Here is a 22,311-nt window from a genome sequence, read left to right as displayed (position 1 = left end):
GAAAATTATGAACGACTTAAAAATGGATTCGAGCCGCTTGCAGAAACAATTATTGGCTCTCATTACAACCGTATTATTGGTGTCTTGCTCTTCTGTACCACAAGACCAAACCGCGGCTGAAGATGTTATGGCTGAGGTGCTAACCACCCATGAAGCGTATGGGCATGAACAGCAAGCGGTACCGTCAGAAGTTTCGGCTAGTTTATTAAATAATGCTACGGGGTTAATGTCTGGGAGCTCCGCAGAGCAACGATCTAGTGTTGAACGATTTGATATTTCGGTAAATCGCGTCCCAGCACGAACATTTTTTCTGAGTTTGGTGGCTGATTCTGGTGTAAATGTTGTTGCTCATCCTGACGTGTCGGGTTTTATTTCTCTCGAATTAAAAAATGTCACTATTACCGACGTTTTAAATGTTACCCGTGATGTTTACGGTTATGAATATAAGTTCAAGCATAATATTTACACGATATATGCCCGTAAATTAAGAACCGAAGTTTTCCCCATCAACTATCTCGATATCAAAAGGGTGGGTGTGACTGATACGAGCGTCAGTATTGGCAAGATAACCTCTAGTGATAGCGACAGCCGAAGTGGTGGTAGTGGTAGTGGCAGTCGCAGCGGTGGAGGAGGGCAGTCTGAGTCGGGAAATCTATTGGGCTACTTTGACGGACAAAACTCAAATTCAACCAGCCTGACGCCGGGAGCTCGAATACAAACATTGAATAAAACGGATTTTTGGGGATCTATTCACCAAACTATCGACGCGATTATTGGCGGCCCAAATGATGGCCGAATGGTTATGACCAACCCTCAGGCAGGGCTGGTTGTCGTTAAAGCGTTGCCGAACGAGTTAGGTGCAGTTCGCGATTTTCTTGAGCGTTCTGAGGTGAGTGTTAAGCGGCAAGTTGTGCTTGAAACCAAAATTCTCGAGGTTCGGTTAAATGAGGGGTTTGAGGCGGGTATCAATTGGGGTGCTATAAGCGGTTCAATTGCGATGAGCTCGTCTCGTTCTGCTGCTGGCACTTTAGGCGATGTGGTTCTACGTGGGGAAGGTGCTAATGAATCTGTAGTAACGTCAGTGTTGAATGTATTGGACGTGACACAATTGCTTTCTTTACTTGAAACGCAAGGCAATGTGCAAGTGTTATCGAGCCCACGAATTTCTACCGTTAATAATCAAAAAGCGATTATTAGGGTTGGTTCTGATGAGTTTTTTGTTACGGGTGTATCGAATAGCACAACCACCAGTGCCTCGAGTATACAGAATATTCCCGAAATAGAATTAGAGTCCTTTTTTAGTGGTATTGCACTAGATGTTACGCCGCAGATAGCGGAAAACGGTGATGTGATATTGCATGTTCACCCTATTGTTAGCCAGGTAGAAGATCAGATTAAAAACATTAATGTAGGTGAAGAATTTTTCTCGCTGCCGCTGGCCTTGCGTGATGTTCGAGAGTCCGACAGTATCGTGCGAGCAAAGAGTGGGCAGGTCGTTGTGCTGGGAGGTTTAATGCAAGAATCAACCGTAGATGTAGCCGGAAAACGTCCGGTGCTAGGTGATATTCCCATTCTGAAAAGTATGTTTAAAACGAGAGAGACGCGAAAAATTAAAACAGAGTTGGTCATACTCATGCGCCCTGTCGTTGTCGATGAAAGTACTTGGGACGAGGAAATGTCGCGGGTTGACAGAAACATTGGCGGTATGTCTGATTTATATCGTTCGCGAGACGACTAGGATACGCCATGTACCATGAGTTTTTTCATTTAGAGGAGCATCCGTTTTCGCTAACACCGGATACACAGTTCTTTTTAAATCAACAAAGCCATAGAGAGGCATTGAATACAATGCTGGTGGCGCTTCAGCATTGTGAAGGTTTCATTAAAATTGTAGGTGAAGTGGGTACAGGTAAAACGTTGTTGTGCCGAATACTGTTATCGCGTTTGAAGGATAAATTCGTTACTGCCTATATTCCTAACCCTTACTTGTCACCGGAAGAATTGAAAGCCTTTGTGGCGCAAGAAATTGGGGCCGATTACAATCCGCAAATGCAAGCGCACGTTTTAATGTCATCTATCTACCGGAAATTAATGCAGTTGGCGCATCATGGGAAGCAAGTGGTGCTGGTTGTTGACGAGGCTCAAGCAATGCCTCGAGAAACGATAGAAAGTTTGCGGCTGTTAACCAACTTGGAAACTGAGAAACGAAAACTATTGCAAGTGGTGATGTTGGGGCAGCCAGAATTAGATACGTTACTTTCACGAACCGATTTACGTCAGCTGAAACAGCGCATTATTTTTTCCGAATACCTTAAGCCCTTTTCTAGTAAAGGTGTGGCTGATTATATCCGGCATCGATTGGATTCTGCGGGTGGCAACCAGCATTTGTTTTCCCGTCGAGCGCTTTGGTTGCTAAGTGTTGGCTCTGGTGGAATTCCTCGTTTAATTAATATTTTGGCTCATAAAGCGTTAATAAGTGCTTACGGTAGAGGTTTGCGCCGAGTTGGTATTGCCCAGGTAGCGGCGGCTATTGCCGATACTTCGGAGACCCGTCTCAAAGGAAAGGTGATTGCGTGGCATTGCCGTTGGCCTTTTGTTGTGGGAGCGGCGTCATGAGTTTAATTAACGATGCACTACGCGACTTGGATTCCCGCAGTGAAAAAGTTACCAGCAAAAAAAATGACTCAAGATTTGTGGCGCAGACAGTTCAGGGGGGCAGGCGCTATTGGTGGGTTCTGGTTGGTGTTCTAGCCTTATTGGTTTTGTCTGTAGCGAGTCGTGGCTGGCTGACGGTTCAGATTGATGCTTCCTCTAGTTTTTTGTCGGGCATCAAGACGTCATCGGAGCCTGAAATAACCGTTGTGTCAGTTCAAATGCCCGTGGTAGAACCATTGCTTACGGAGGAGTTGCTTGAGCCGGCGCAAGGCAGTTTTTCTGTCTCTCATACGGATACGGCTTTGACAGAGGCTAAAGCGGCTGAACATGAAACTCCAGATAAAGACGATATTCGACAAGAGGCTATTCGCGCGCTGGTAGCCTTAGGCGAGGAGGCATTTGTGAATGACCGTCTCACCGTGCCTGCACGTGATAACGCACTGTACTATTATAATCAAATTTTAACTTTGGATGAGCTTTCTGCTGAGGGAAAAGCAGGAAAAGAAAAAATTATTCAGCGTTATCAAGCCCTTTTAACCGAGGCTTGGGAGAATAGGGATAACGTGCGGTTGGAGTATCTGCTGAGCCGTGTAGAGGCCTCTGGTTTGGCGCTAGCGAGAATTGCGCGATTTCAGCGTGGGCTAGAGGGGTTAGAAACGAAAGCAGTTACCCAGAGGGAGGTTTCTGCATCGGAACTATCTAATACCGAGCTGAATCCAGCCTTAGTTACTTCCGTTTCAATTCAAAAAACGTTATCGACCCGCGATGAAGCGGTGGCTGATCGTGAACGAGAGCAATATCAGCGAGGCAATAGACGCAGCGCAAAATCTACGTTAATGGCGTTCATTCAAGAGGTTCCGCGGGCTCAAAAAAGTCGTTTGGTTCTATTTGATATTTACATGGAAGAAGGCGCGCATCAAAGCGCGCAAGGGTTGGTTGATTCGGCCCGATTAAGAACGGTCGTGATGACCTATCTTCAAGCACGTTTGTTATTGGCGGAAAACAATTTTTCCGGTGCGCAATTGTTGTTGGAAACACATAGTTTTGCTGTTTTGCATGATCGGTATAAGCGAGGCAGCCTCGATTCAGTGCTTTTTGAGCAATATAACAGTTTGCAGGCCGCGTTATTTCAACGACAGAAAGCACATGCTATGGCGGCAGAAAAATATCAATTCTTGCTTGGCTTAAATCATCAAAATGGAAATTATTGGCTAGGCTTTGCTGTTTCGGTAGATGCATTACAACAAAGAGAGAATGCGTTGGCTGCATATCAGCAGGTGCTTGCCATGGGCGAGCTCAAGCCTGAAGTTGAAGCATATGTGCAATCTCGCATAACGTTGTTGTCAAAGCGTAGTGTGCAACCAGAAATCGCTGGAGCGTCGGTGAATCCATGAATGACAATCCAAAAAGAATTCGACTGGGCGACTTATTAGTTGCGCAGCAGCTTATCAGTCAGGGTCAGCTCGATCAGGCGTTGAGTGAGCAGAAAAATACCGGCCTTAAGCTTGGGCGCCAGTTAATAGAATTAAAATTTATTGATGAAAACAGCCTGTTAGGCCTGCTCTCGCGTCAACTCGATATACCCTTTATAGAACTTAAACAGTTTAGTTTTGATCGGGATTTAGTTGCGTCGTTGCCAGAGACGTTGGCGCGCCGGTATCGTGTAATGATATTGCGCGAAGATGACGATGGCTTTTTGCTAGGCATGTCTGACCCCACCGATATTTTTGGTATTGATGAACTTCAAAAAGTTATATCTAAACCGATTAAACCAGCGGTAGTGCGTGAATCGGAATTGCTGGATATTTTGGATATTGCGTATAGTCGGGCGGAAGAGATTGCCTCTTTGGCTGAACAGCTAGATGAAGAGCTTGAAGCAGATTCGGTTGATCTCTCCGATATTATGACGGATGCGACCGATACCGATGCTCCGGTCGTTAAATTGTTGCAAAAAATATTCGAAGAAGCCATTAGTACACGAGCGTCGGATATTCATATTGAACCAGATGAAACCGTGCTTCGTATACGTCAAAGGATCGATGGTGTGTTGGTTGAGCAGGTGATGAACGAGAAACGTATTGCCAGCGCCTTGGTTGTACGCCTTAAATTGATGTCTAATCTCGATATTGCTGAAAAGCGATTACCCCAAGATGGGCGATTTAATTTAAAAGTGAGTGGCCATAATATTGATGTGCGTCTATCGACGATGCCTGTTCAATTTGGTGAGTCTGTAGTCATGCGTGTGCTCGATCATACCGAAGGCGTACTTGCCTTGGAAAAGGTGGGTATGCCTGAACATTACATTGAGCGTTTTCGAAAAATAATTAAACGCCCACATGGTTTGGTCTTGGTTACGGGGCCAACTGGTAGTGGTAAAACAACCACGTTATACGGCGCGCTCTCCGAGCTGAATACGGCTGCAAGCAAAATCATAACAGTGGAAGACCCAGTAGAGTATCGTTTGCCTCGTATAAGCCAAGTGCAGGTACACGAAAAAATTGGTCTGCACTTTAGTACCGTATTACGCGCGACCTTACGACAAGATCCCGATATATTATTAGTGGGCGAGATCCGAGATGCTGAGTCTGCCGAGATTGCGCTTCGCGCCGCCATGACGGGCCACATGGTGTTGTCTACATTGCATACTAATGACGCGGTTACCTCAGCGCTTCGTTTGGTTGATATGGGGGTAGATGCCTATTTAGTAGCAAGTAGTTTGAAAGCCATTGTTGCGCAGCGATTGGTTCGTAAAATATGCGAAAGTTGCGCGAAACCCCATACGTTAAATAGTTATGAGCGTAATTTATTACATTCATTAAAGCGCGATAGCAATATAGAAGGCGCTACATTTCGTCGCGGTAGTGGTTGCGCTCATTGTTATAACACGGGTTATCGAGGTCGGATTGGTGTTTTCGAGTTATTAGAGTTAAACAGTGAAATGGCCAATGCGCTACGGGATAACAACGTAAGAGCGTTTAATGATGCTGCACATAACAGCAAGTACTACCGGCCGTTGAGTCTCAGTGCTTTGGAGTTTGCGATGCAAGGTATTACAACATTAGATGAGGTGCTGCGTGTTTCAGCGCAGATCGAAGATGAAAGTTTGGCTGAATTGGCTGATTTTCCCAGTGAGAGTTAGAGATGCTTAATGGCTCAGTTTAAGTTTTCCGGAAGAACCAATCAGGGGCAGACCATTGACGGGCAAATGGTTGGTTCATCGGTTGATGCGGTAGCTGCACAGCTGATCGGTCGCGGAATAACGCCGGTTAACATCGCGGAAGTATCTTTGGGCGCGTCCTATGTTAGAAAAATTGATCGGCTACTGGGCGCAGAAAAAGTTGTTGTAGTTGATTTAGTGATGTTTTGCAGGCAAATGTACACGGTCACCAAGGCGGGCATTCCGTTAACACGAGGTATTAGAGGGTTGGCCGCCAGTATTCGCCACGAACACTTCCGAGAAGTGTTAAACGATATTGCTGATAGACTTGAAGCCGGTATGAGCTTGTCGCGGAGTATGCGCCAGCATTCCGATGTCTTCGATTCACTGTTTGTGAATATGATTGGTGTTGGTGAAAGTAGTGGAAAGCTAGACGAAGTATTTAGGCAAATAGGGGTTTATTTAGAGCGTGACGAAGATACACGTAAGCGTGTGAAGGCCGCAATGCGTTACCCTATTTTTGTGTTAATTGCGCTTGCGGCAGCAATGCTCGTTATTAATGTCTATGTGATACCGCCGTTTGCTGAAATGTTCGCACAATTTGGTGCCGATTTACCCATTGTGACTCAAATATTAATTGGTACGTCGCATGTTTTTACCCACTACTGGGCTTATGTTTTACTGGGTGGAACGCTCACTATTGGATCTTTTGTCTACTATTTAAAAACAGAAAACGGCGCTATTGACTGGGGGCGACGAAAATTAAAATTACCGGTTATTGGCAGTTTAATTGAACGTGCTGCAATGGCACGTTATTCAAGAAGCCTTAGCTTAATGCTTAAAGCGGGTGTGCCGGTAAACCAATCGTTGGGGTTATGTGCCGCAGCTATGGATAATGCTTATCTTTCGTTAAAAATTAGAAACATTCGCCAAGGTATTGAACGAGGTGATTCACTATTGCGAACGCATCTTCAGGCAAATTTATTTACCCCGCTTGTCTTACAGATGCTGGCAGTAGGCGAGGAAAGTGGTAAAGTTGAGGAACTGCTGGAAGAGGTCGCTGAATTTTACGAGCGTGAAGTAGAGTATGATTTAAAAACACTAACCGACCGAATAGAACCTATTCTTATTATTATTATGGCAGGATTTGTAACGGTTCTAGCGTTGGGAATATTCCTACCATTATGGAATATGTACGATGTTCAAACAGGTGCCGGTTAGTGAAAATTAAAACTCACGTTACACCATACGTTTCGCAAGGTTGTTTGTGTCGTGTGCGACGAGAAAATGGTTTTAGCTTGTTTGAATTAACGATTGTATTAATTGTTGTTGGGCTGTTAGTTTCGTCTAGCACTCAATATTATTTATCAACGATAGAAAATTCTAAATCTTCGTTAATTGAGTTTCAAGCCGCTACGTTTTCTCGGGCTGTCGGAAACCTATACGGTCAAGCGAAAATTTCGAATTCTCAATCGTTATCGGTAATGGATTCAACTATTTATCTTAATGAAAAAGGTTGGCCTGCGACCGCTGAACGCCGAACATCCGTAAAATCGTATAACCAGTCGCCGGAGGAGTGCGAACGTCTTTGGCATGGCTTGTTTTCTAATGCCCCCGGCACGGTTATTGCTGGTTCTAAGGAAGACAATAGCGGCCAGAGCAGGAAAGATTTCCGTGTTTATTCAATAAATGGCCGGATATGCCGATATGAGCTTAATCGAAGCCCAAATGGAGAATATTTCTTCGACTATCATTTAAGTTCGGGCAGAGTGGACGTCTACGGTGGTTGAAATAGTGTTTTAGCCGACAAAAACTGTCAAGTAATTGACAATATACGCTACTCTTTAAAGCGTTAGTGGCCTAAACATTTAAGGATTTAACTCGCAATTTGCAAAGAGCAAATTGTTTACAATCAAAATGGATTAATTACGTATTACTAAGAAACTTGGAGATATCACAATGGTAAAACAACAGTCAGGCTTTACTCTTATAGAGTTAATTGCTGTATTAGTTATTTTGGGTATTTTGGCGGCTACGGCTGTACCAAAATTTGTTGATTTGTCTGACGAAGCACAAGTCGCTGCGGTCGCGAGTATTGCCGGTAGTTTGGAAAGTGCTTCTGCGCTAAACCATGCTGTTGATATTGCTAACGAAGCGAATTTATCTACGGATTCCTTTGAGACGGTTACCGCTTGTACGCTTGCGGTTTCTAATAGCTTATTGAGTAAAGATTTGGATGCGACTAAGTACACCGTTACGGGTGCTGCAACAATTACGGATAAAGCGACTGAAGTTTGTACTTTAACCAGCAATGGCGTTTCCTCAGATTTTGCCTTAATTGGTGCTCAATAATCCTTAATGTATTGCGGTGTGCATAAGGTGACGTGTTGTGAGATTGAACAAGGCGGGGTTTACCCTAGTTGAGTTAGTCGCAATATTACTGATAGTGGGTGTTCTTGCTGTTTCAGCGTTCGGCCGTCTACAGCCTTCAAGCACGATGCAATTACAGGCCAGCCGCGATTCAATTGTCGCGGCTTTTTATTCTGCGCAGCAGTTGGCAATGACTCAGCTCAGCACTGTTGAACTGATTACAACGACTACTCAAGTTGATATTCACGTAGATGGAAGTAGCGTCACTGTGGGCGGTGTGAGTTATCCTTTTACGTTAATAGATGGGCAAACATTGACTGCCACAACCTACCTCTATGACCGGTTAGGGTATACCTCCGCTGGTTTCTTGATGCTCAGCCAAAATGGTCGAGTTGTCTCAATCGATGTACAAGAATCTGGTTATGTCCGCGGCTTTTAGCGGGATGTTTATACTGTTTAATTGTTATCGAATCGCCTCTTCACTTTTCGCTACTTTCCGCCACTTTTTTAACGTTTAGGTGGAATGTCTCTGTGCTTTTATGTGCTGTTCAATCATAGGGTTAATCTATTGATAAATAGAACGTTTTCAGCGTCCCGTGGCGTTACACTTATTGAAACTATTTTTTTCTTGGTTATCATGAGTGTGGCCTTAACGGCTTTATTATTAGTTTTTAATGAAAGCGTTGTTAAGTCGGCTGACCCCGTGGTACGTGTTAGAGCCATTGAAATAGCTCAGGCGCAGCTTGACGATATTCTATCGCGTAAATTTGACGAGAATACACCCACAGGCGGTGTTCCCGCGTGTGACTCACCTTCCGGAGTCGCCTGTTTAGGCGTTGCTCCAGACGGAAGTTTTAATGACGTCGGTGACTATAATGGCTTTGTCGATGGCTCAGATCCTCTTTACCCTGTGAGCGTCTCGGTTAGTGCTGTTAGCTTTGGGCCTACCGGTGCCCAAGTGCCTGCTCGTTTAATCACGGTTACAGTGGGAATTCCTGGTGGTGATGCTTTGATGTTAAGTACTTATCGTGCGAATTTTTAATTGACGTGATCATTTCCAATGAAACTAAATAGGTCTCATGTTACTGCGATGCAAGGTTTCACATTAGTGGAGTTAGTCGCGGTGTTGGTTATATTGGGTATTGTTGCCGGTATTGGTAGTCAGTTTATCGTGACGACGGTCGACAGCTATCGAAAGACAGAGCTGCGAATGAAGTTGATTTCTCGAGGGCGGGCATCCATTGAGCAGATGGTGAGACAGCTACGCAATGCGTTACCAAATAGCGTTCGTGTGAGTGCCAGCGGTAGTTGTTTGGAGTATATCCCCATTGTGGGGGGAGCGAACTACCTTACTACGGTGGCTGATGACGAAAATGGAATTGTGACGCCGAGTAATGTTATTCCAACAGCGCCTTTTGTTATTGGGTTGGGAGAGGTGCGCTACGCAGCGATTGGCGTATTTAATCCCGCTGAAATCTATTCTAATTCTACCTCGCTCGCCGCGGCCAGTGTATCGGGAGGTTCGCCTTATAGCTCAATTCAGCTTGCATCCAATCATCGGTTTGATCGTAACTCTATTAATAAGCGTGTGTACCTTACGGACTTCCCAAAGCGGTTTTGTTTAACTGGGGGAGCGTTGCTTCAATACTATGGCTACGGTCTCAGTGTCAGCGGGATAACGGATAGTAGCCCTTCAGGGAGCGCTGCGTTACTCCTCGCTACGAACGTTGCTTCTGTCGGTGATGTTTTTACGTTGTCGCCTGGCAGTGAAAATCGCAACGCCGTTATTACGATTGAGGTGGAATTTATGGAGCGCGAAGAGAGTGTGGTTTTAGACGGAACGGTGTTAGTACGCAATGTCCCTTAAAAATAGAACGTTATCTACTGTTGCTGCTCAATCTGGCTTTCTAATTCCGTTAGCATTAATTATGTTAGTGGGTATTTCTTTTCTTGCTATCGCGATTAATCGGATGAGTGGCCAGAGTGGTACGCATGCGATTATTGAAGGTATTTCAACACAAGCTTTTTATGCCGCAGAAAGTGGTGCTCAATATGGTATGAGCCGCCTCTATGGGAGTGCGGGAACTCGCGCGCTTGTTGACGCGAACTGTGTAGCTATGGCGAGTGTTACGATCAATTATGCAGTTCCAGGGTTGGCCAGTTGTACTGCAATTGTTACTTGTCGACGGGCAATTGATAGCAGCGACATACGCAGTTTTTATTATATTAATAGCGTTGCTCAATGTGGCGGTGGTCAGTTAATGGGTGAACGAGAAATAGAAATTGCGGCTTTTATGCAATGAGTAGAGTGTTTTTATGACGCCAGCCTTTTTTTTAAACAGGCAATTTAAGTTTCTTCGTGCCCTGCAGTGTTTGGCCATTAGCTTGCTATTGTTTTCAATGAAGGTTTTTTCGTTAGGATGCCCGGACACCTTTCCTGGCCCCGTTCAAAATAGTGATACGGATGGGTCGGTTACTCTGGGCTGGGGGTCTGCTATTAATGGTGCTCCGGGTAGTGAGGTAGATACCACCTCTTTAACGGATGCGAATGCGTGGTTTTGGTTTGGTGGTTGCGACGGTGTCACCTGCATTCAAACGGGGAATGTTGTAACCGATCGAGAGTATGAGGATTTCCCAAACGGTGGTGGCTCACTGCCAGATATCACGTTGGGTTTCGGTGCCTCGGCAACCGTATCTCCTGGGGACTATCGACGTTTGACTATAAACTCTAATGCTGTGCTTACGATGGAGCCTGGTGTTTATACGTTTAGCCAGGCGTTTGATATGTTATCGAGTTCTGAAATTATTGTGTCGGGGCCTGGCACGGTTACTATTTTTGCACGACGTGATATTACACTGCGAGATTCGGCCAGCATAAATTCAGCAAACACCGATCGTTATGTATTTTTATACGCGAATTTCAGTGTAACGTTAGGCTCGAATACGGATGTACATGGCGTTATTTATTCGGAAAACGATGTGACCATGCAAAACGGCGCAATCGTTACGGGTGCCGTTACCGCGATTGACGATATTAATTTAGGGTCAGCTTCGACGGTGGTATTTGATTCTTCGGCCGTTGCCAATACTGAGTACGACAGCTTCTGTACTGTAACCCCTCCAGCTCCTCCTGCATTGCTTGCCGAATGGCGTTTTGATGAGTCGGAATGGTTAGGAAACGGGAGTGAAGTGCTTGATAGCTCGGGAAACGAATTTCACGGTATTGGCGTTAGTGTAGGAGGAGCGGTTCCTTCAACGGAATATAGCTCACCTGTAAATTCCAGCAATCCCGGTACCTGCGGCTACGGTAGTTTTAGTTCAACAAATGATGGCTATGTTCGTATAGATGATCCTGGCCCGGGTTCGGCGCTAGATCTTGAAGAATTTTCGGTTACCGCATGGATTAACCCCAGCGAATGGGCGACGTCTGATCTGGCGACGATCGTGTCGAAAGATGAGAATTTCGAATTCCATATCAATGGCGCAGGCCAAATTAATTGGTGGTGGGGAGGTGGGGACCGCGAGATTACAACGACCGCTTCGGTGCCTATTGGCGAGTGGCATCACATCGCGATCACCTATGAGTCGGGCATACAAACGATTTATATCGACGGGGATGTTGAAGGTTCGGGTGTTGTTTCCACGCCGGCTATTACGCTGAATGATGATCCCGTACTTATCGGGATGGACTTAGGGTTCGAGACTCGGCGATTCAACGGTTTAATTGATGAAGTAAGGATATACGAGGGCCCGCTAACATTGGATCAAGTCGGAGACGTTATGGATGAAACCCATCCCTGTGCGTTAAACCCTGTCGATCATTTTGTTATAGACATTGGCTCTGGTTCGGCGAGTACCTGTGTACCGGCCGAAATAACGATTACAGCAGAAGATAGCAGTAACACTACGTTACTCGATTATACCGGCACCATAGACATTACAACATCGACCTCAAACGGAACCTGGAGTAAGACTGCAAATGCGAGTGATGCTCAGGGGGTATTAACTACAGGCGCGTTAGATTCTGGGGTTGCAGAATATCAATTTGAAGTAGCTGAACTAGATCAAGGCAGTATTGTGCTGAGCCTTGAGAATTCGCATGCGGAGACGTTAAGCCTGTCCATAGAAGATAGTGATGCCGGTGTTATTACTGTCTCGGCAGATATTGTCTTTAGTGAGAATGCTTTTCGTGTGCGATTTGTCGATAGCTTGTTGGACGATGTGGTCGTTGGACGCAATCATGAATTCATGATTGAAATGTTAAGAGAGGATCCCGATACAGGAGAATGCGCTATCGCATCTGATTACCAAGTAGCGGATGTTAAAGCGTGGGTTAGTCGCACGGCAACGGATCCCGCAGGTGCGGCGCCATCGGTCATTAGTGCAACAGAGACTCAAGCGCTGGCGAGTGTCGCGCCTGCTGCCCCTAATTTAACGCTCCCCTTTGTGTCTGGTATAGCGAGTTTTAGTTTGCAAACGACGGATGTGGGGCGGTATGCACTTAGTTTTCAAGACGATAGTTTAAGTTATTCTGATCAACCTATTGTGGGAGGGAGCAGCACATTTGTGGCTCGTCCCTTTGCTTTTGATCTCCAAGTTACAGGCAACCCGGCTGCGACGGGGGCAACTGGTGGAGTATTAGCTACAGCGGGCGATGATTTTTCTGCAACGGTAAGGGCTGTGGCGTGGAGTTTGGCCGACGACGCGAATGATGATGGTATTGCGGATGGTCACAATGATACGAACCCTAATAATAATGCAAACCTAGCTAATAACGCCGCTATCGCGAGTGTTGGGCTCGAAGTGCCGGGTGAAGGTGTGCAACTTACGTCTCGTTTATTACTACCGGTTGCGGGTAATGATACTGGGTTAGAAACCAGCGCCACGCCTCCGGCCGATGGACGGCAGCTTGCTAACTTTTCGTTGGGCGTTGGAAGTACGAGTACCCTTTACTATGCCGAGGTGGGCATTATTGAAATTGAGGCAGTAAGTTTGGATGGTGATTACTTGGGCGCAGGCGCGGCTTACACGGATCGTATTCAGGGCCGTTCCGGGCACGTAGGTCGATTTACTCCGGCATACTTCACTTTTGTTCTCGACGCTATTACTCCTTCGTGCAACCTAGGGGGCTACAGCTACATGGGTGAGCCGTTTTTAGCGGAATACTCTCTGCAAGCGTTTAATGCACAATTGCCTGCAGCGCAGCGTACGCAAAACTATACCGGTGATTTTGCTCGTTGGAACCCTGATGGGGGCGGTGGAAGCGTGGATTATGGCGCAATAGACGTTGTCTTATCGACGCCTTTATCGTCTCGCTTAAGTGGCTTTACCGACGTTGTATGGACAAATGGTGAAGCCGATGTGGATGCAACCTTAACTTTGTTCCGAACCAGCGCGCCTGACGGCCCTTATTCGTTACTGAACCTCGGTGTAGATATGAGTGATGCCGATGCCGTCGGTTTTATCAGTGCTGATTTCGATCTTGATGCGGATAATGATACAGCCAACGACCATTTTCTTATGGGCCAAACAAGTGTTGTGTTTGGTAGGCTTAGGTTAGAAGATTCGTTTGGGCCGGAAACCGCTAATTTACCCGTGGTTTTTGTTACCGATTATTGGAACGGTGTTTCATGGGAACACAATACGGACGATGCGTGTACGAGTATTTTACTGGCCGATATTAATTACCCTGATGGCTCTCTAGATACCTTGAGTAATCGAGTTGTGACAGTGGGGGGTGGCACCACAACCGGTAATTATGATCTGATCAGTGGAGGTAGTGTATTTTTTTCGGGTGGCGATGCTGGCCAATTTTTTTCTGCGCCTGGTGCTGGTAATACGGGTAGTTTTCAAGTCGATATAGATTTAACGAATTACCCGTGGCTGCGTTTTGATTGGAATGATGACGGTGATTTTACGGATACAGTATTGCCTACAGCAACGTTCAGTTTCGGGAGTTATCGTGGACACGATAGAATTATCTATTGGCAAGAAGTTTTAAACTAAGTCGTTTAAATGGACATCAATACGGAGGGTATGAAAAATACCCTCCCGTAACAATCACATATTCACCCAGCTATTAAGGGCTGGAATCTTAAATATTTTACCTTCAAACTTCATCAGCGCACCATCTTGTAGAACGCTTTCTAGCAGTAAACCTTTTTCTATTAGGCCACCTTTTCTTACTTTCTGGCCATTAATCACAATAAACCCTTTCTCGTTAGGCATATAACGATGATCGCTGTAATTCAATGACGGAATTTTTTCTTGAATCGTCCATGAAAGGCTACGGATGTTACCTACTGAGGCGAAATCGGCCAGTGTTGGGTGTCGTGGCTCCGGTTCTACCGTCGGGCTCGGGGTAGGTATCGGGTTGACGGGTACTTCGGCAGGTTTTGTCGATAGCGCTACGACTGGTGGCGGGCTGCTGTTGTCAGGTACTGTGCTTGCGAGCGATGCATCTGTTGGCAGCGGGGTTTCACTTCGCTGGTAAAGTGCTTCCACATCATTCGTATTGCTGTCTGGGGCTTGCGGGAGGTGAGAGCCTGCTGGAACCGGTATTGCAGCAGTATGCGTAACCGGTATAGAGGCTGCTTCTAGCGTTGGGGTCGCTGCCGATTGTTGAACCGTATTGTCAGATTCACCGTTGTTTAGGGGAGCGATGTTGGAGGTGCTTTTCGTGGGCCACAGCCAGTAAGCCGCAGCAAACGCAATCGCTATGCCTATGCACGCAACTGCGATACCGAACGTAAAGCGATTATGCTTGGGCGTGGGAAAATCATCATCATGATGACTGCCGAGCCCTGGCGGATCATCATGTTTCCGTCTTTCTTGGTCTGCCTTATTGAGCGCATCGAGTATTAATGACATGGTGTACCTGTTATCGGGTTAGTCCTGCAGTAACGACAGGGTCTTATCAATACCCAACGCTTCGTTTACTTTCATTAGAGTTTGTTCACCCACAATTCCGTCGTCCCTAAGGCCTTGGTTGCGTTGAAAAATTTTGACGCGTTGCTGTAGCACACGATTAAAATAATTATTGGTGAGTGGTTCTTGGCGCTGGTCCAGTAGCGCAAACTGTTCAGCCAGCCAGCGTACAGCCTCATTACGCTGGCCCAGAATAAGGGGCTCTGTGAAGTTCTTTGGGCGATGCCAGGCATAGAAAATTTTACCGTTCCATAGCGGGCCTAGTTCGGCCAGTGAAACTTGAACCTTTTTATTTTGAAGGGTGAGAAGTTCAGCCGAGGTAAGGTTTAAACCAGTGACTACAGCATGTGAAGTAAATCGTTCGGGCGTAGTGAGTACGAGAACCACAGGGCGGTTTAGATCGCGAATGGCTTGCCATGTCTCGAAGGTATCTGTTTTACATTGAATATGCTGTTCTGCTAACGCCCAACAAGGGTGACTCTCGGTTTCTAGCGAGAGACCGAGATAACTGAGTAACTGAAATTGAGCGTGAGTGTAATGGTTGATGCGGTAAGGGTGAGGTGTATCGGTAGTGGGTGCACTTCCCGTTTCGGCTGTAACACTTGCGAGTGATTTGGCCTGTTCGGCGGGTGTGTTTTGGTTGGATTGCCATACTATTGCGATAATAAGAACGGCGACTATGGTGCCGATAATAGCCGCCATGATTCGGCTGGACAGGGGCCATGAATAGGAGGGCGCATTTTCCAAGCTGCCCGCAACTTCATTGCGGGCAATCGTGAATATGGCGCGATCGACAATGGGCTTATTGTGGCCATAGGCACCAATAAGCATGCGCTCACATAGAATGTTGATGAGCCTAGGAATACCACCCGTAAAACGGTGGATTTTGCGCACAATAGCTGTCGGGTAGGGGGATCGCCCTGGAGGCATGCCGGCCACTTTTAATCTGTGCTGAATGTAGGCTTGTGTTTCGGCTAACGTAAGCGGCACTAAATGAAAGCGTGCAGTAATTCGTTGCGACAACTGCCGTAAGCGTGGCTGGGCCAGCAATTCGTTTATTTCTGGCTGCCCCACTAAAATAATCTGTAGCAGTTTTTGTGTGGTTGTTTCGAGGTTCGTCAGTAGGCGAATTTGCTCTAGCGCTTCGGCCGAAAGTAGTTGTGCCTCATCAATTAACAAAACGGTATTGTGACCGTTTGTATGATTATCGATCAGATACTTATGTAAAGAATCAGTGAGGTCTTTAACGGTAATCTTTGTTTTGTCGTACGCTGCCCCGAGTTCTTCACAAATAGTGCAAAGCATATCGGTTACGTCTGCCATAGGGTTCAGTACAATCGCGATATCGGTATTGTTTGGGAGCTGCTCTAGCAGGCATTTAATGATAGTGGTTTTACCGGTGCCCACTTCTCCTGATAGCAAGACAAAGCCGCCCCCCTTTACACCGTAAAGCAGATGGGCCAGCGCTTCTTTGTGTTGCTGGCTCATATACAAATAGCGCGGGTTAACGGCAATGGAGAATGCTTGTTCTGTTAGGCCAAAATAGTTGTGATACATCGCTAATATTATTCTGAGTATGATTACGCGGACGCGCCTATAATAGCGTGTTTTAGCATGAGCGCCTATTTATCAAAAATGGGGCTTCAATACCGATTAAATTAGGGTATTTAAACTGAGCGTTATCTATGGAAATGACCATTACAACACCTAGCCTGTTATTCCCGGCTATTTCTTTATTGCTGTTGGCGTATACCAATCGATTCGTCACATTGACGTCTGTTATTCGGCAGTTAAGTAAGCTCGATGCAGCCGATGCCGAGGACCTCACGCGTAGGCAGATTGCAAGCTTAAGAACTCGATTACAGATCATTCGGGCTATGCAGGTATTTGGTGTGGTGTCTTTTCTTCTTTGTACTTTATCGATGTTTGCGTTGTTCTTACATTGGATAATGCTGGGTAAGATTCTATTCGGTACAAGCTTGGTGATGCTGACAGTGTCATTGCTATGTTCGCTGTATGAAGTGCAGATCTCGACCAAGGCGATCAATATAGAAATTGAACGTCTTGATCGATAGCGCTAAGAAAGGCTAGCGAGTCTCTTCAAGCACAATATCCATGGCAAGCTCATCGGCAATGTCATCGAGCTTTTCAGTCAAATCGCTTCGGTTCAGCGAGGTGGGTACGGCCATAATACCTTCGGCTTCAAACAGAGGGTCTCCACTGTAGGGCATGCTTGAAAGGCGAGTGTCGAGTTTTTCGAGGTTTATTTGGTAGAGAGCCAATGCGCTCGAAATTTCTTTGACAATGCCGGGCCTATCGGGGCCTGTTGCGTGAAAATGAAGTGTTTGATTCGTGTCGGCAGAAGCTGTTGTTTCGTTACATTCATCGACAAGCACGGTCATGCGTTGGTTGGACATTTCGTTAAGTGCGGCAGCTAAAGCCGCTTCGTTCGATGCGTCTACCTGTATGCGCACAACGCCGGCAAATTTACCCGCAAGTTTAGCCAGCTGGCTTTCGAGCCAATTTCCATGATGTTGGGTTATGACACTCGCGACAGATTCCACAATGCCCGGTTTATCATCGCTTATAAGTGTCACGATTAAGTTTTTAAGCATGTTTTTAACCTCTGGTTTTGGGTGCAATGGTTTTTGTTATGTAAGCGCCATAATTTCGGCTAATATCATTTATCGCGAGTAAACTTTGGTAAAGTGTAGGCTCGCCTGAGGTAATAGTATGATCATCCCGCCAGAAAAGCTTACAGAAGAAGTACTGAAAAATTTACTTGAATCCTATATTACCCGAGAGGGTACAGATTATGGCGAAAGAGAACTGTCGCTGGAAGATAAAGTCGCCGAATTATTGCCATTAGTTTATAAAGGCGAGGTCATTATTTCATATGATGACGTCTCTGACTCTGTGAATGTGTTGTTGCCACAGGATATTCAAGCTGAAGATAATTCAGCTGACAGCTAGCGATTAAACCCTTCATTTTTGGGCGAGGAATATCTCTCGTATCTTCACTTACCTGTAAAATTTAACGAGGCGACATGCCCCCAGCGACAACTGTGCCCACATTGTGGGGCGATATCCCCATTTTACTTACGGCGAGTATCGTTCCGGCGAAGGCAGCATTCCTTTTGGCTCATGGGGCCGGCGCCCCTATGGATTCAGACTTTATGTCGTTGATGGCCTTGGCCATAGCGGAGCAGGGTTTTGATGTTGTGCGTTTTGAGTTTCCGTATATGCAACAAAGGCGCACAACGGGGAAAAAATCGCCTCCAAGCCCCATGCCAAAGCTCTTACAGTTTTGGCAGCAGCTTTTAGATTGCGCGCAGGAGCATACGACATTGCCGTTAGTGTTGTCCGGCAAGTCTATGGGCGGGCGCACCGCGAGCTTAGTGGCGGCAAATGAGGGGGGTGTATTGACTGCGGTCACGCCAAGAATTTGCGCGGCAGTGTGCTTTGGTTATCCGTTTCATCCTCCGGCAAAACTCGAAAAAACGCGAGTGGGGCACTTAAAGTCTTTAGCGTTACCGCTGAGTATATTTCAGGGCACTCGGGACCCGTTCGGTAAGCCCTCTGAGGTGTTGACTTATTCCCTGAGTGATTCCGTAACGCTTAACTGGCTGGATACGGGCGACCATGATTTTAAACCGCTCAAACGCAGCGGTCGATCGCAACAAGATCTTATCCTCGAAGCTGCGCGCAAAGCAGGTTGTTGGATTCATTCACTTATAGAGCGTCAGCCATAACCGCAAGAAGGCAAGGCTATTGCCAGACCAGTTTGTCTTTGGGGAGAGAGCTGTTAATTATCAGCTTTTGGTCCGCTACAACTCGGCTTAGGCCTTGATTCTCTATGTTAGTGAGTAGACGTTCGGCGTTTTGCGTGTTGTCGGTACTTTCTATCCACACCCAGCAATCTCGGCCGGAGGCTTTTGCGCAATAGAGCGCTTTGTCGGCCAAATTCACTACTTGCTCCCAATGGGTAAGTTTGGGCTCATTCGTAAAGAACGGAAATGCGGCTATGCCGATAGAGCAGGTTTGATGAAGCGTTAGCTCGTCGTTGATGACAAACGCGTGATGCTTCACCGCAGCAATAAGGCGCTCTACAATTGTGGCGACCTGAGAGCGCGGAAGATAACGTATAACGATAACAAACTCTTCGCCACCCCAGCGCACGATATAGTCTGATTCCCTTAGCACACGGGTTAAAATTTTGGCGAGCTGAACAAGTACTTCGTCGCCCACACTGTGGCCATAGCGATCGTTAACATTTTTAAACTTATCGAGATCGAGCAATAAAAAGGTGAGGTCATCTTGGGAGTCGAGGTTAGGGTTGTGAGCGTATTGTCGCGTAACGATGGCAGTATCTTCGCCAATAGACTGGTGTAAAAAACGTCGATTTTTTAAGCCGGTTAATTGATCCGTTACACTGACGCCTGCCAGTTTTTCGTTTAATCCTTGCAGTTCTTCCTGTGTCGCAATGAGGCGCTCATGCTCTTGACGTAGTTCCTCTGTTCTTTCCGCGACTTTTTTGTCTAGTTCTCGATTAATCTCGTCTTTCATTACGTCAATTTCTTTGAGTCGTTTTGTAAGTGCACGCTCTTGCTCTAGGCTTTTTCGTTGGCCAGCCAATTTCGCTTTGTGTACAGCCCAGCTACGCGCGATTACCCCAATGAAGGCGAAACCGTATAGGACATAAGCGAGCGGTGAACGCCAAAAGGGAGGCGCCACCGTGACTTTAATAGCTGTTGACGATTGGCTCCATACCGCACTGTTGTTGGAGCCTTTTACTTCAAAGAAATACTCGCCGGGATCTAGGTTGGTATAGGTAGCCGAGCGTCGGTTGCCGACAAAATTCCAGTTCCGTTCAAAGCCGTTCATGCGATAGGCGTATTGGTTTTCTTCGGGGGAGCGAAAGCTTAGTGCGGCAAATTCGAATGAAAATACAGACTGTTCATGAGTAAGCTCAATACTCTTGGTTTGAGTGATGGCTTGTTGCAGAGGGCCGCCATCTCCTGGCGATACGGCTTTGTTAAAGATGGAGAACTCAGTGATAACCACTGGCGGAACGTGCGTGTTTGGGTGCAAACGCTTTGGGTTAAAGATGGTTAGCCCGCGAGAACTACCAAATACCAGTTCTCCACTGCGTAATCTAGAGGGTGAGTTACGGTTGTAGAGGTTGCCGATAGGGCCGTCCCGCTTATCGAAGGTTGAAAAGCTGGCGCTCTTTTTGTTATATCGCGCTAAACCTTGGTAAGTGCTTAACCAAAGTGCGCCATCATTGTCTTCTGTGATACCGGTAATCGTAGGGTTGGGCAGTCCGTCCTCTGCGGAAAAGCGTTTAAAGGTGCCTTGCTCTCGATCTAAAAGGTTTAAGCCATTTCCGTTGGTGCCAACCCAAATATCGCCGTCGTGGTCTTCAAATACCGTTAATATTTGGTCTGAACTGACGGTGGAGGCATCGTTAGGGTTGTGACGATAATGTTGAATGAACTCGTTTTTTTTAGGATCTAAGGCATAAAGCCCGTTAAACGACGCGACCCAAATAATGCCGTTTCGGTCTTGGAAGAGGTGACGTGTATACACACTATCTAAAATAACGTTGTTGTCATCAAAGGGTAGCAGTCTTTGAAAGTCATCGGTTTCGGGGCGGTAACGGTTGATACCTTTTTCTGTGCTTACCCAAAGAGTGCCATCGGCAGCCACTAGTGTGCTCCACGGTTCTCGACCGTAGAGTGAGTGTGGGTCATTGGTGTCGTATACGTAGTGTTTGAAATGATTGGTGCCGGGAATGTGTCGGTTTAGCCCTCGATCCCATGCGCCTATCCATAACGTGCCTGTGTTATCTATTGCCATGTCGAGTACAGTGCTACCGCTAATGCTTGTAGGGTCGCTTTGGTCGTGGCTGAATCGCTGGAACTGACCTGTTTTGCGATCGAGCAAACTAAGACCAAAACCACAGCCAACCCAGATATCACCATTGGGTGCTTCGAGGGTTGAGAGTACGCCGCCATCGGCCAACGAGGTCGTCACGCTCGGGTTATGATTGTAATTTAAAAATTGCGACGCCTGCATATCGATAGCGTCGACGCCGCTAGGGAAGTAGCCCACCCATATACCGCCTGCATCGTCCAGAAACATGTCGCGGGCCACAAAATTACCGGGCCCACTGTTGTTACCGTCACTGTAGGTGTAGTCCGCGAAATCACCCGTATTAGGGTCATATATGTGCATGCCTGTGCCGTCGCCAATCCATAGCATGCCATTGGTGTCTTCCATTATTTCCCAAACGGTATCAGCTTTTTCACTGCCGCTGTGTTTGAAGTGCGTAAATTGGCTTGTTGACGTGTTAAAGCGACTGATGCCGCCGCCGAGAGAGCCTATCCATAGATTGTCATTTGAATCGACTAGCAGTGCGCGAATCTTGTTGTCGGGTAAGCTTGTTGGGTCTTCGGCGTTTACTTTAAAGTGAGTCACTATGCTGGTATGAGTATTGAAACGAACAAGACCATTGCCCTCAAGGGCAAACCAAAGGTTCCCTTTTGAGTCTTCGGCCATCTCGTGAACAAAATTGTCTTCGGAATCTTTTGAGGGTCGTAGTGCTTGAACAATAGCCTGGGGAGCTTCGATAAAGCGGCGTTGTTCTATATCGAGCCATAAAATTCCACTGCCAGTGCTCACCCAATAGTGGTTTTGGCTATCTCTAAATAATGCGTAGAAACTGCTTTGGATGTCGGACCCTGGGAGTTTGATACAGTCAAAATGGTCGTTTTGATCGAGGTATTGGCAAAGGCCAGAGTAGGTTACCGCCCACAGCTGGCCGTTGTTATCGAGCAGAAGTGATTTAACCCAATTATGGCTTAGTGAGTGAGGGTCATCCACATTGTGCAAGTAGGTTTTAACCGTATAACCATCGTAGCGCGCGAGGCCTTGGATGGCGCCAAACCAAAGAAACCCTTCTTTGTCTTGCAAGATGTCATTGATATAGCCGAGTTTTTCCAGCTTATTGGTCAGTATTGGTTTGAATTTTACTTGTGGTGGAATCTCCGCACGGGCTGCAGCGCAGCAAACAATGACGGCGAGTAGTAGGATCGCACTCACAACAAAATGAGTTTCGCGACAAGTATGGCGTGTCAGGTTTGCGTCCAGCAATTGGGTACCTAAGCGTTATTATGATTAAAGCAATACAGCTCGTTAAT

19 protein-coding genes are annotated in these 22,311 nt (G+C 46.4%); 15 read left to right on the top strand and 4 right to left on the bottom strand.

The features are described from left to right. The first annotated feature begins 7 nt into the window (after positions 1-7). The 12 genes from mshL to H5647_RS18690 all read left to right on the top strand — a co-directional run bounded on the left by mshL (position 8) and on the right by H5647_RS18690 (position 14,188). On the top strand, positions 8-1,738 hold the full coding sequence (gene mshL / locus H5647_RS18745; RefSeq protein ID WP_236074970.1) for a pilus (MSHA type) biogenesis protein MshL: 1,731 nt from the start codon (positions 8-10) through the stop codon (positions 1,736-1,738). Positions 1,739-1,746: 8 nt separating this feature from the next. Next, a complete protein-coding gene (locus H5647_RS18740; RefSeq protein WP_045860572.1) occupies positions 1,747-2,616 on the top strand; it encodes an ExeA family protein in 870 nt (289 codons plus the stop codon). Then, positions 2,613-4,049: a tetratricopeptide repeat protein gene (locus tag H5647_RS18735; RefSeq protein WP_045860571.1), complete on the top strand. Its 1,437-nt coding sequence runs from the start codon at positions 2,613-2,615 to the stop codon at positions 4,047-4,049. The genes H5647_RS18740 and H5647_RS18735 overlap by 4 nt, the downstream gene beginning before the upstream one ends. After that, the gene (locus tag H5647_RS18730) at positions 4,046-5,794 is read left to right on the top strand and encodes a GspE/PulE family protein (protein WP_045860570.1); all 1,749 of its coding nucleotides are present in this window, start codon (positions 4,046-4,048) and stop codon (positions 5,792-5,794) included. The genes H5647_RS18735 and H5647_RS18730 overlap by 4 nt, the downstream gene beginning before the upstream one ends. A 9-nt stretch (positions 5,795-5,803) precedes the next feature. Further along, on the top strand, positions 5,804-7,033 hold the full coding sequence (locus H5647_RS18725) for a type II secretion system F family protein (RefSeq protein WP_045860569.1): 1,230 nt from the start codon (positions 5,804-5,806) through the stop codon (positions 7,031-7,033). After that, complete coding sequence (locus H5647_RS18720) at positions 7,033-7,602, top strand: type II secretion system protein (RefSeq protein WP_236074969.1); 570 nt, start codon at positions 7,033-7,035, stop codon at positions 7,600-7,602. The genes H5647_RS18725 and H5647_RS18720 overlap by 1 nt, the downstream gene beginning before the upstream one ends. A 169-nt stretch (positions 7,603-7,771) precedes the next feature. Further along, entirely contained in the window at positions 7,772-8,164 is a 393-nt protein-coding gene (locus tag H5647_RS18715) for a pilin (protein WP_045860568.1), read from the top strand. 37 nt (positions 8,165-8,201) lie between these two features. Next, entirely contained in the window at positions 8,202-8,621 is a 420-nt protein-coding gene (locus H5647_RS18710; RefSeq protein ID WP_052692194.1) for a pilus assembly FimT family protein, read from the top strand. A 129-nt stretch (positions 8,622-8,750) separates the two neighbouring features. Further along, complete coding sequence (locus H5647_RS18705) at positions 8,751-9,224, top strand: type IV pilus modification PilV family protein (protein WP_045861538.1); 474 nt, start codon at positions 8,751-8,753, stop codon at positions 9,222-9,224. Positions 9,225-9,242: 18 nt separating this feature from the next. Continuing rightward, positions 9,243-10,049 (top strand): PulJ/GspJ family protein, encoded by an 807-nt coding sequence (locus H5647_RS18700; protein WP_045860567.1) that lies wholly within the window; start codon positions 9,243-9,245, stop codon positions 10,047-10,049. Next, positions 10,039-10,485 (top strand): hypothetical protein, encoded by a 447-nt coding sequence (locus tag H5647_RS18695; protein ID WP_045860566.1) that lies wholly within the window; start codon positions 10,039-10,041, stop codon positions 10,483-10,485. The genes H5647_RS18700 and H5647_RS18695 overlap by 11 nt, the downstream gene beginning before the upstream one ends. Positions 10,486-10,498: 13 nt before the next feature. Further along, a complete protein-coding gene (locus tag H5647_RS18690; RefSeq protein WP_052692192.1) occupies positions 10,499-14,188 on the top strand; it encodes a LamG domain-containing protein in 3,690 nt (1,229 codons plus the stop codon). Positions 14,189-14,242: 54 nt separating this feature from the next. Here the strand turns inward: H5647_RS18690 and H5647_RS18685 are convergent, their stop codons facing one another. After that, positions 14,243-15,052 carry a general secretion pathway protein GspB gene (locus tag H5647_RS18685; RefSeq protein WP_045860565.1) on the bottom strand — a complete coding sequence of 270 codons (810 nt, stop codon included), beginning with the start codon at positions 15,050-15,052 and terminating at the stop codon, positions 14,243-14,245. Between the two features lie 18 nt (positions 15,053-15,070). Next, positions 15,071-16,666, bottom strand: coding sequence for an ExeA family protein (locus tag H5647_RS18680; protein WP_045860564.1), 1,596 nt, complete (start codon positions 16,664-16,666; stop codon positions 15,071-15,073). A gap of 128 nt (positions 16,667-16,794) precedes the next feature. On the opposite strand from H5647_RS18680, the gene H5647_RS18675 reads away from it, so the two are divergent. Then, positions 16,795-17,184 carry a DUF2721 domain-containing protein gene (locus tag H5647_RS18675; protein ID WP_045860563.1) on the top strand — a complete coding sequence of 130 codons (390 nt, stop codon included), beginning with the start codon at positions 16,795-16,797 and terminating at the stop codon, positions 17,182-17,184. A gap of 12 nt (positions 17,185-17,196) precedes the next feature. Here the strand turns inward: H5647_RS18675 and H5647_RS18670 are convergent, their stop codons facing one another. Further along, positions 17,197-17,724 carry a glycine cleavage system protein R gene (locus tag H5647_RS18670; protein WP_045860562.1) on the bottom strand — a complete coding sequence of 176 codons (528 nt, stop codon included), beginning with the start codon at positions 17,722-17,724 and terminating at the stop codon, positions 17,197-17,199. 118 nt (positions 17,725-17,842) lie between these two features. Here H5647_RS18670 and H5647_RS18665 point away from each other — a divergent pair, with 118 nt between their 5' ends. Next, the gene (locus H5647_RS18665; RefSeq protein ID WP_045860561.1) at positions 17,843-18,082 is read left to right on the top strand and encodes a YheU family protein; all 240 of its coding nucleotides are present in this window, start codon (positions 17,843-17,845) and stop codon (positions 18,080-18,082) included. A gap of 74 nt (positions 18,083-18,156) precedes the next feature. Then, positions 18,157-18,861 (top strand): alpha/beta family hydrolase, encoded by a 705-nt coding sequence (locus H5647_RS18660; RefSeq protein WP_045860560.1) that lies wholly within the window; start codon positions 18,157-18,159, stop codon positions 18,859-18,861. A 16-nt stretch (positions 18,862-18,877) separates the two neighbouring features. Here H5647_RS18660 and H5647_RS18655 read toward each other — a convergent pair whose 3' ends face one another. Beyond that, the gene (locus H5647_RS18655; protein ID WP_236074968.1) at positions 18,878-22,213 is read right to left on the bottom strand and encodes a ligand-binding sensor domain-containing protein; all 3,336 of its coding nucleotides are present in this window, start codon (positions 22,211-22,213) and stop codon (positions 18,878-18,880) included. Positions 22,214-22,311: the final 98 nt, after the last annotated feature.

The sequence above is a fragment of the Teredinibacter purpureus genome, from assembly GCF_014217335.1.
Lineage (GTDB): Bacteria > Pseudomonadota > Gammaproteobacteria > Pseudomonadales > Cellvibrionaceae > Teredinibacter > Teredinibacter purpureus.
Note: the sequence above shows the minus strand (reverse complement) of the source record. Positions and strands in the feature narration are given on the sequence as shown.

What these genes read in the sequence shown, in the direction of transcription:
- mshL (WP_236074970.1), top strand. Translation starts at nt 8, where the DNA reads ATGAACGACTTAAAAATGGATTCGAGCCGCTTGCAGAAACAATTATTG.
- H5647_RS18740 (WP_045860572.1), top strand. Translation starts at nt 1,747, where the DNA reads ATGTACCATGAGTTTTTTCATTTAGAGGAGCATCCGTTTTCGCTAACA.
- H5647_RS18735 (WP_045860571.1), top strand. Translation starts at nt 2,613, where the DNA reads ATGAGTTTAATTAACGATGCACTACGCGACTTGGATTCCCGCAGTGAA.
- H5647_RS18730 (WP_045860570.1), top strand. Translation starts at nt 4,046, where the DNA reads ATGAATGACAATCCAAAAAGAATTCGACTGGGCGACTTATTAGTTGCG.
- H5647_RS18725 (WP_045860569.1), top strand. Translation starts at nt 5,804, where the DNA reads ATGGCTCAGTTTAAGTTTTCCGGAAGAACCAATCAGGGGCAGACCATT.
- H5647_RS18715 (WP_045860568.1), top strand. Translation starts at nt 7,772, where the DNA reads ATGGTAAAACAACAGTCAGGCTTTACTCTTATAGAGTTAATTGCTGTA.
- H5647_RS18700 (WP_045860567.1), top strand. Translation starts at nt 9,243, where the DNA reads ATGAAACTAAATAGGTCTCATGTTACTGCGATGCAAGGTTTCACATTA.
- H5647_RS18695 (WP_045860566.1), top strand. Translation starts at nt 10,039, where the DNA reads ATGTCCCTTAAAAATAGAACGTTATCTACTGTTGCTGCTCAATCTGGC.
- H5647_RS18690 (WP_052692192.1), top strand. Translation starts at nt 10,499, where the DNA reads ATGACGCCAGCCTTTTTTTTAAACAGGCAATTTAAGTTTCTTCGTGCC.
- H5647_RS18685 (WP_045860565.1), bottom strand. Translation starts at nt 15,052, where the DNA reads ATGTCATTAATACTCGATGCGCTCAATAAGGCAGACCAAGAAAGACGG.
- H5647_RS18680 (WP_045860564.1), bottom strand. Translation starts at nt 16,666, where the DNA reads ATGTATCACAACTATTTTGGCCTAACAGAACAAGCATTCTCCATTGCC.
- H5647_RS18675 (WP_045860563.1), top strand. Translation starts at nt 16,795, where the DNA reads ATGGAAATGACCATTACAACACCTAGCCTGTTATTCCCGGCTATTTCT.
- H5647_RS18670 (WP_045860562.1), bottom strand. Translation starts at nt 17,724, where the DNA reads ATGCTTAAAAACTTAATCGTGACACTTATAAGCGATGATAAACCGGGC.
- H5647_RS18665 (WP_045860561.1), top strand. Translation starts at nt 17,843, where the DNA reads ATGATCATCCCGCCAGAAAAGCTTACAGAAGAAGTACTGAAAAATTTA.
- H5647_RS18660 (WP_045860560.1), top strand. Translation starts at nt 18,157, where the DNA reads ATGCCCCCAGCGACAACTGTGCCCACATTGTGGGGCGATATCCCCATT.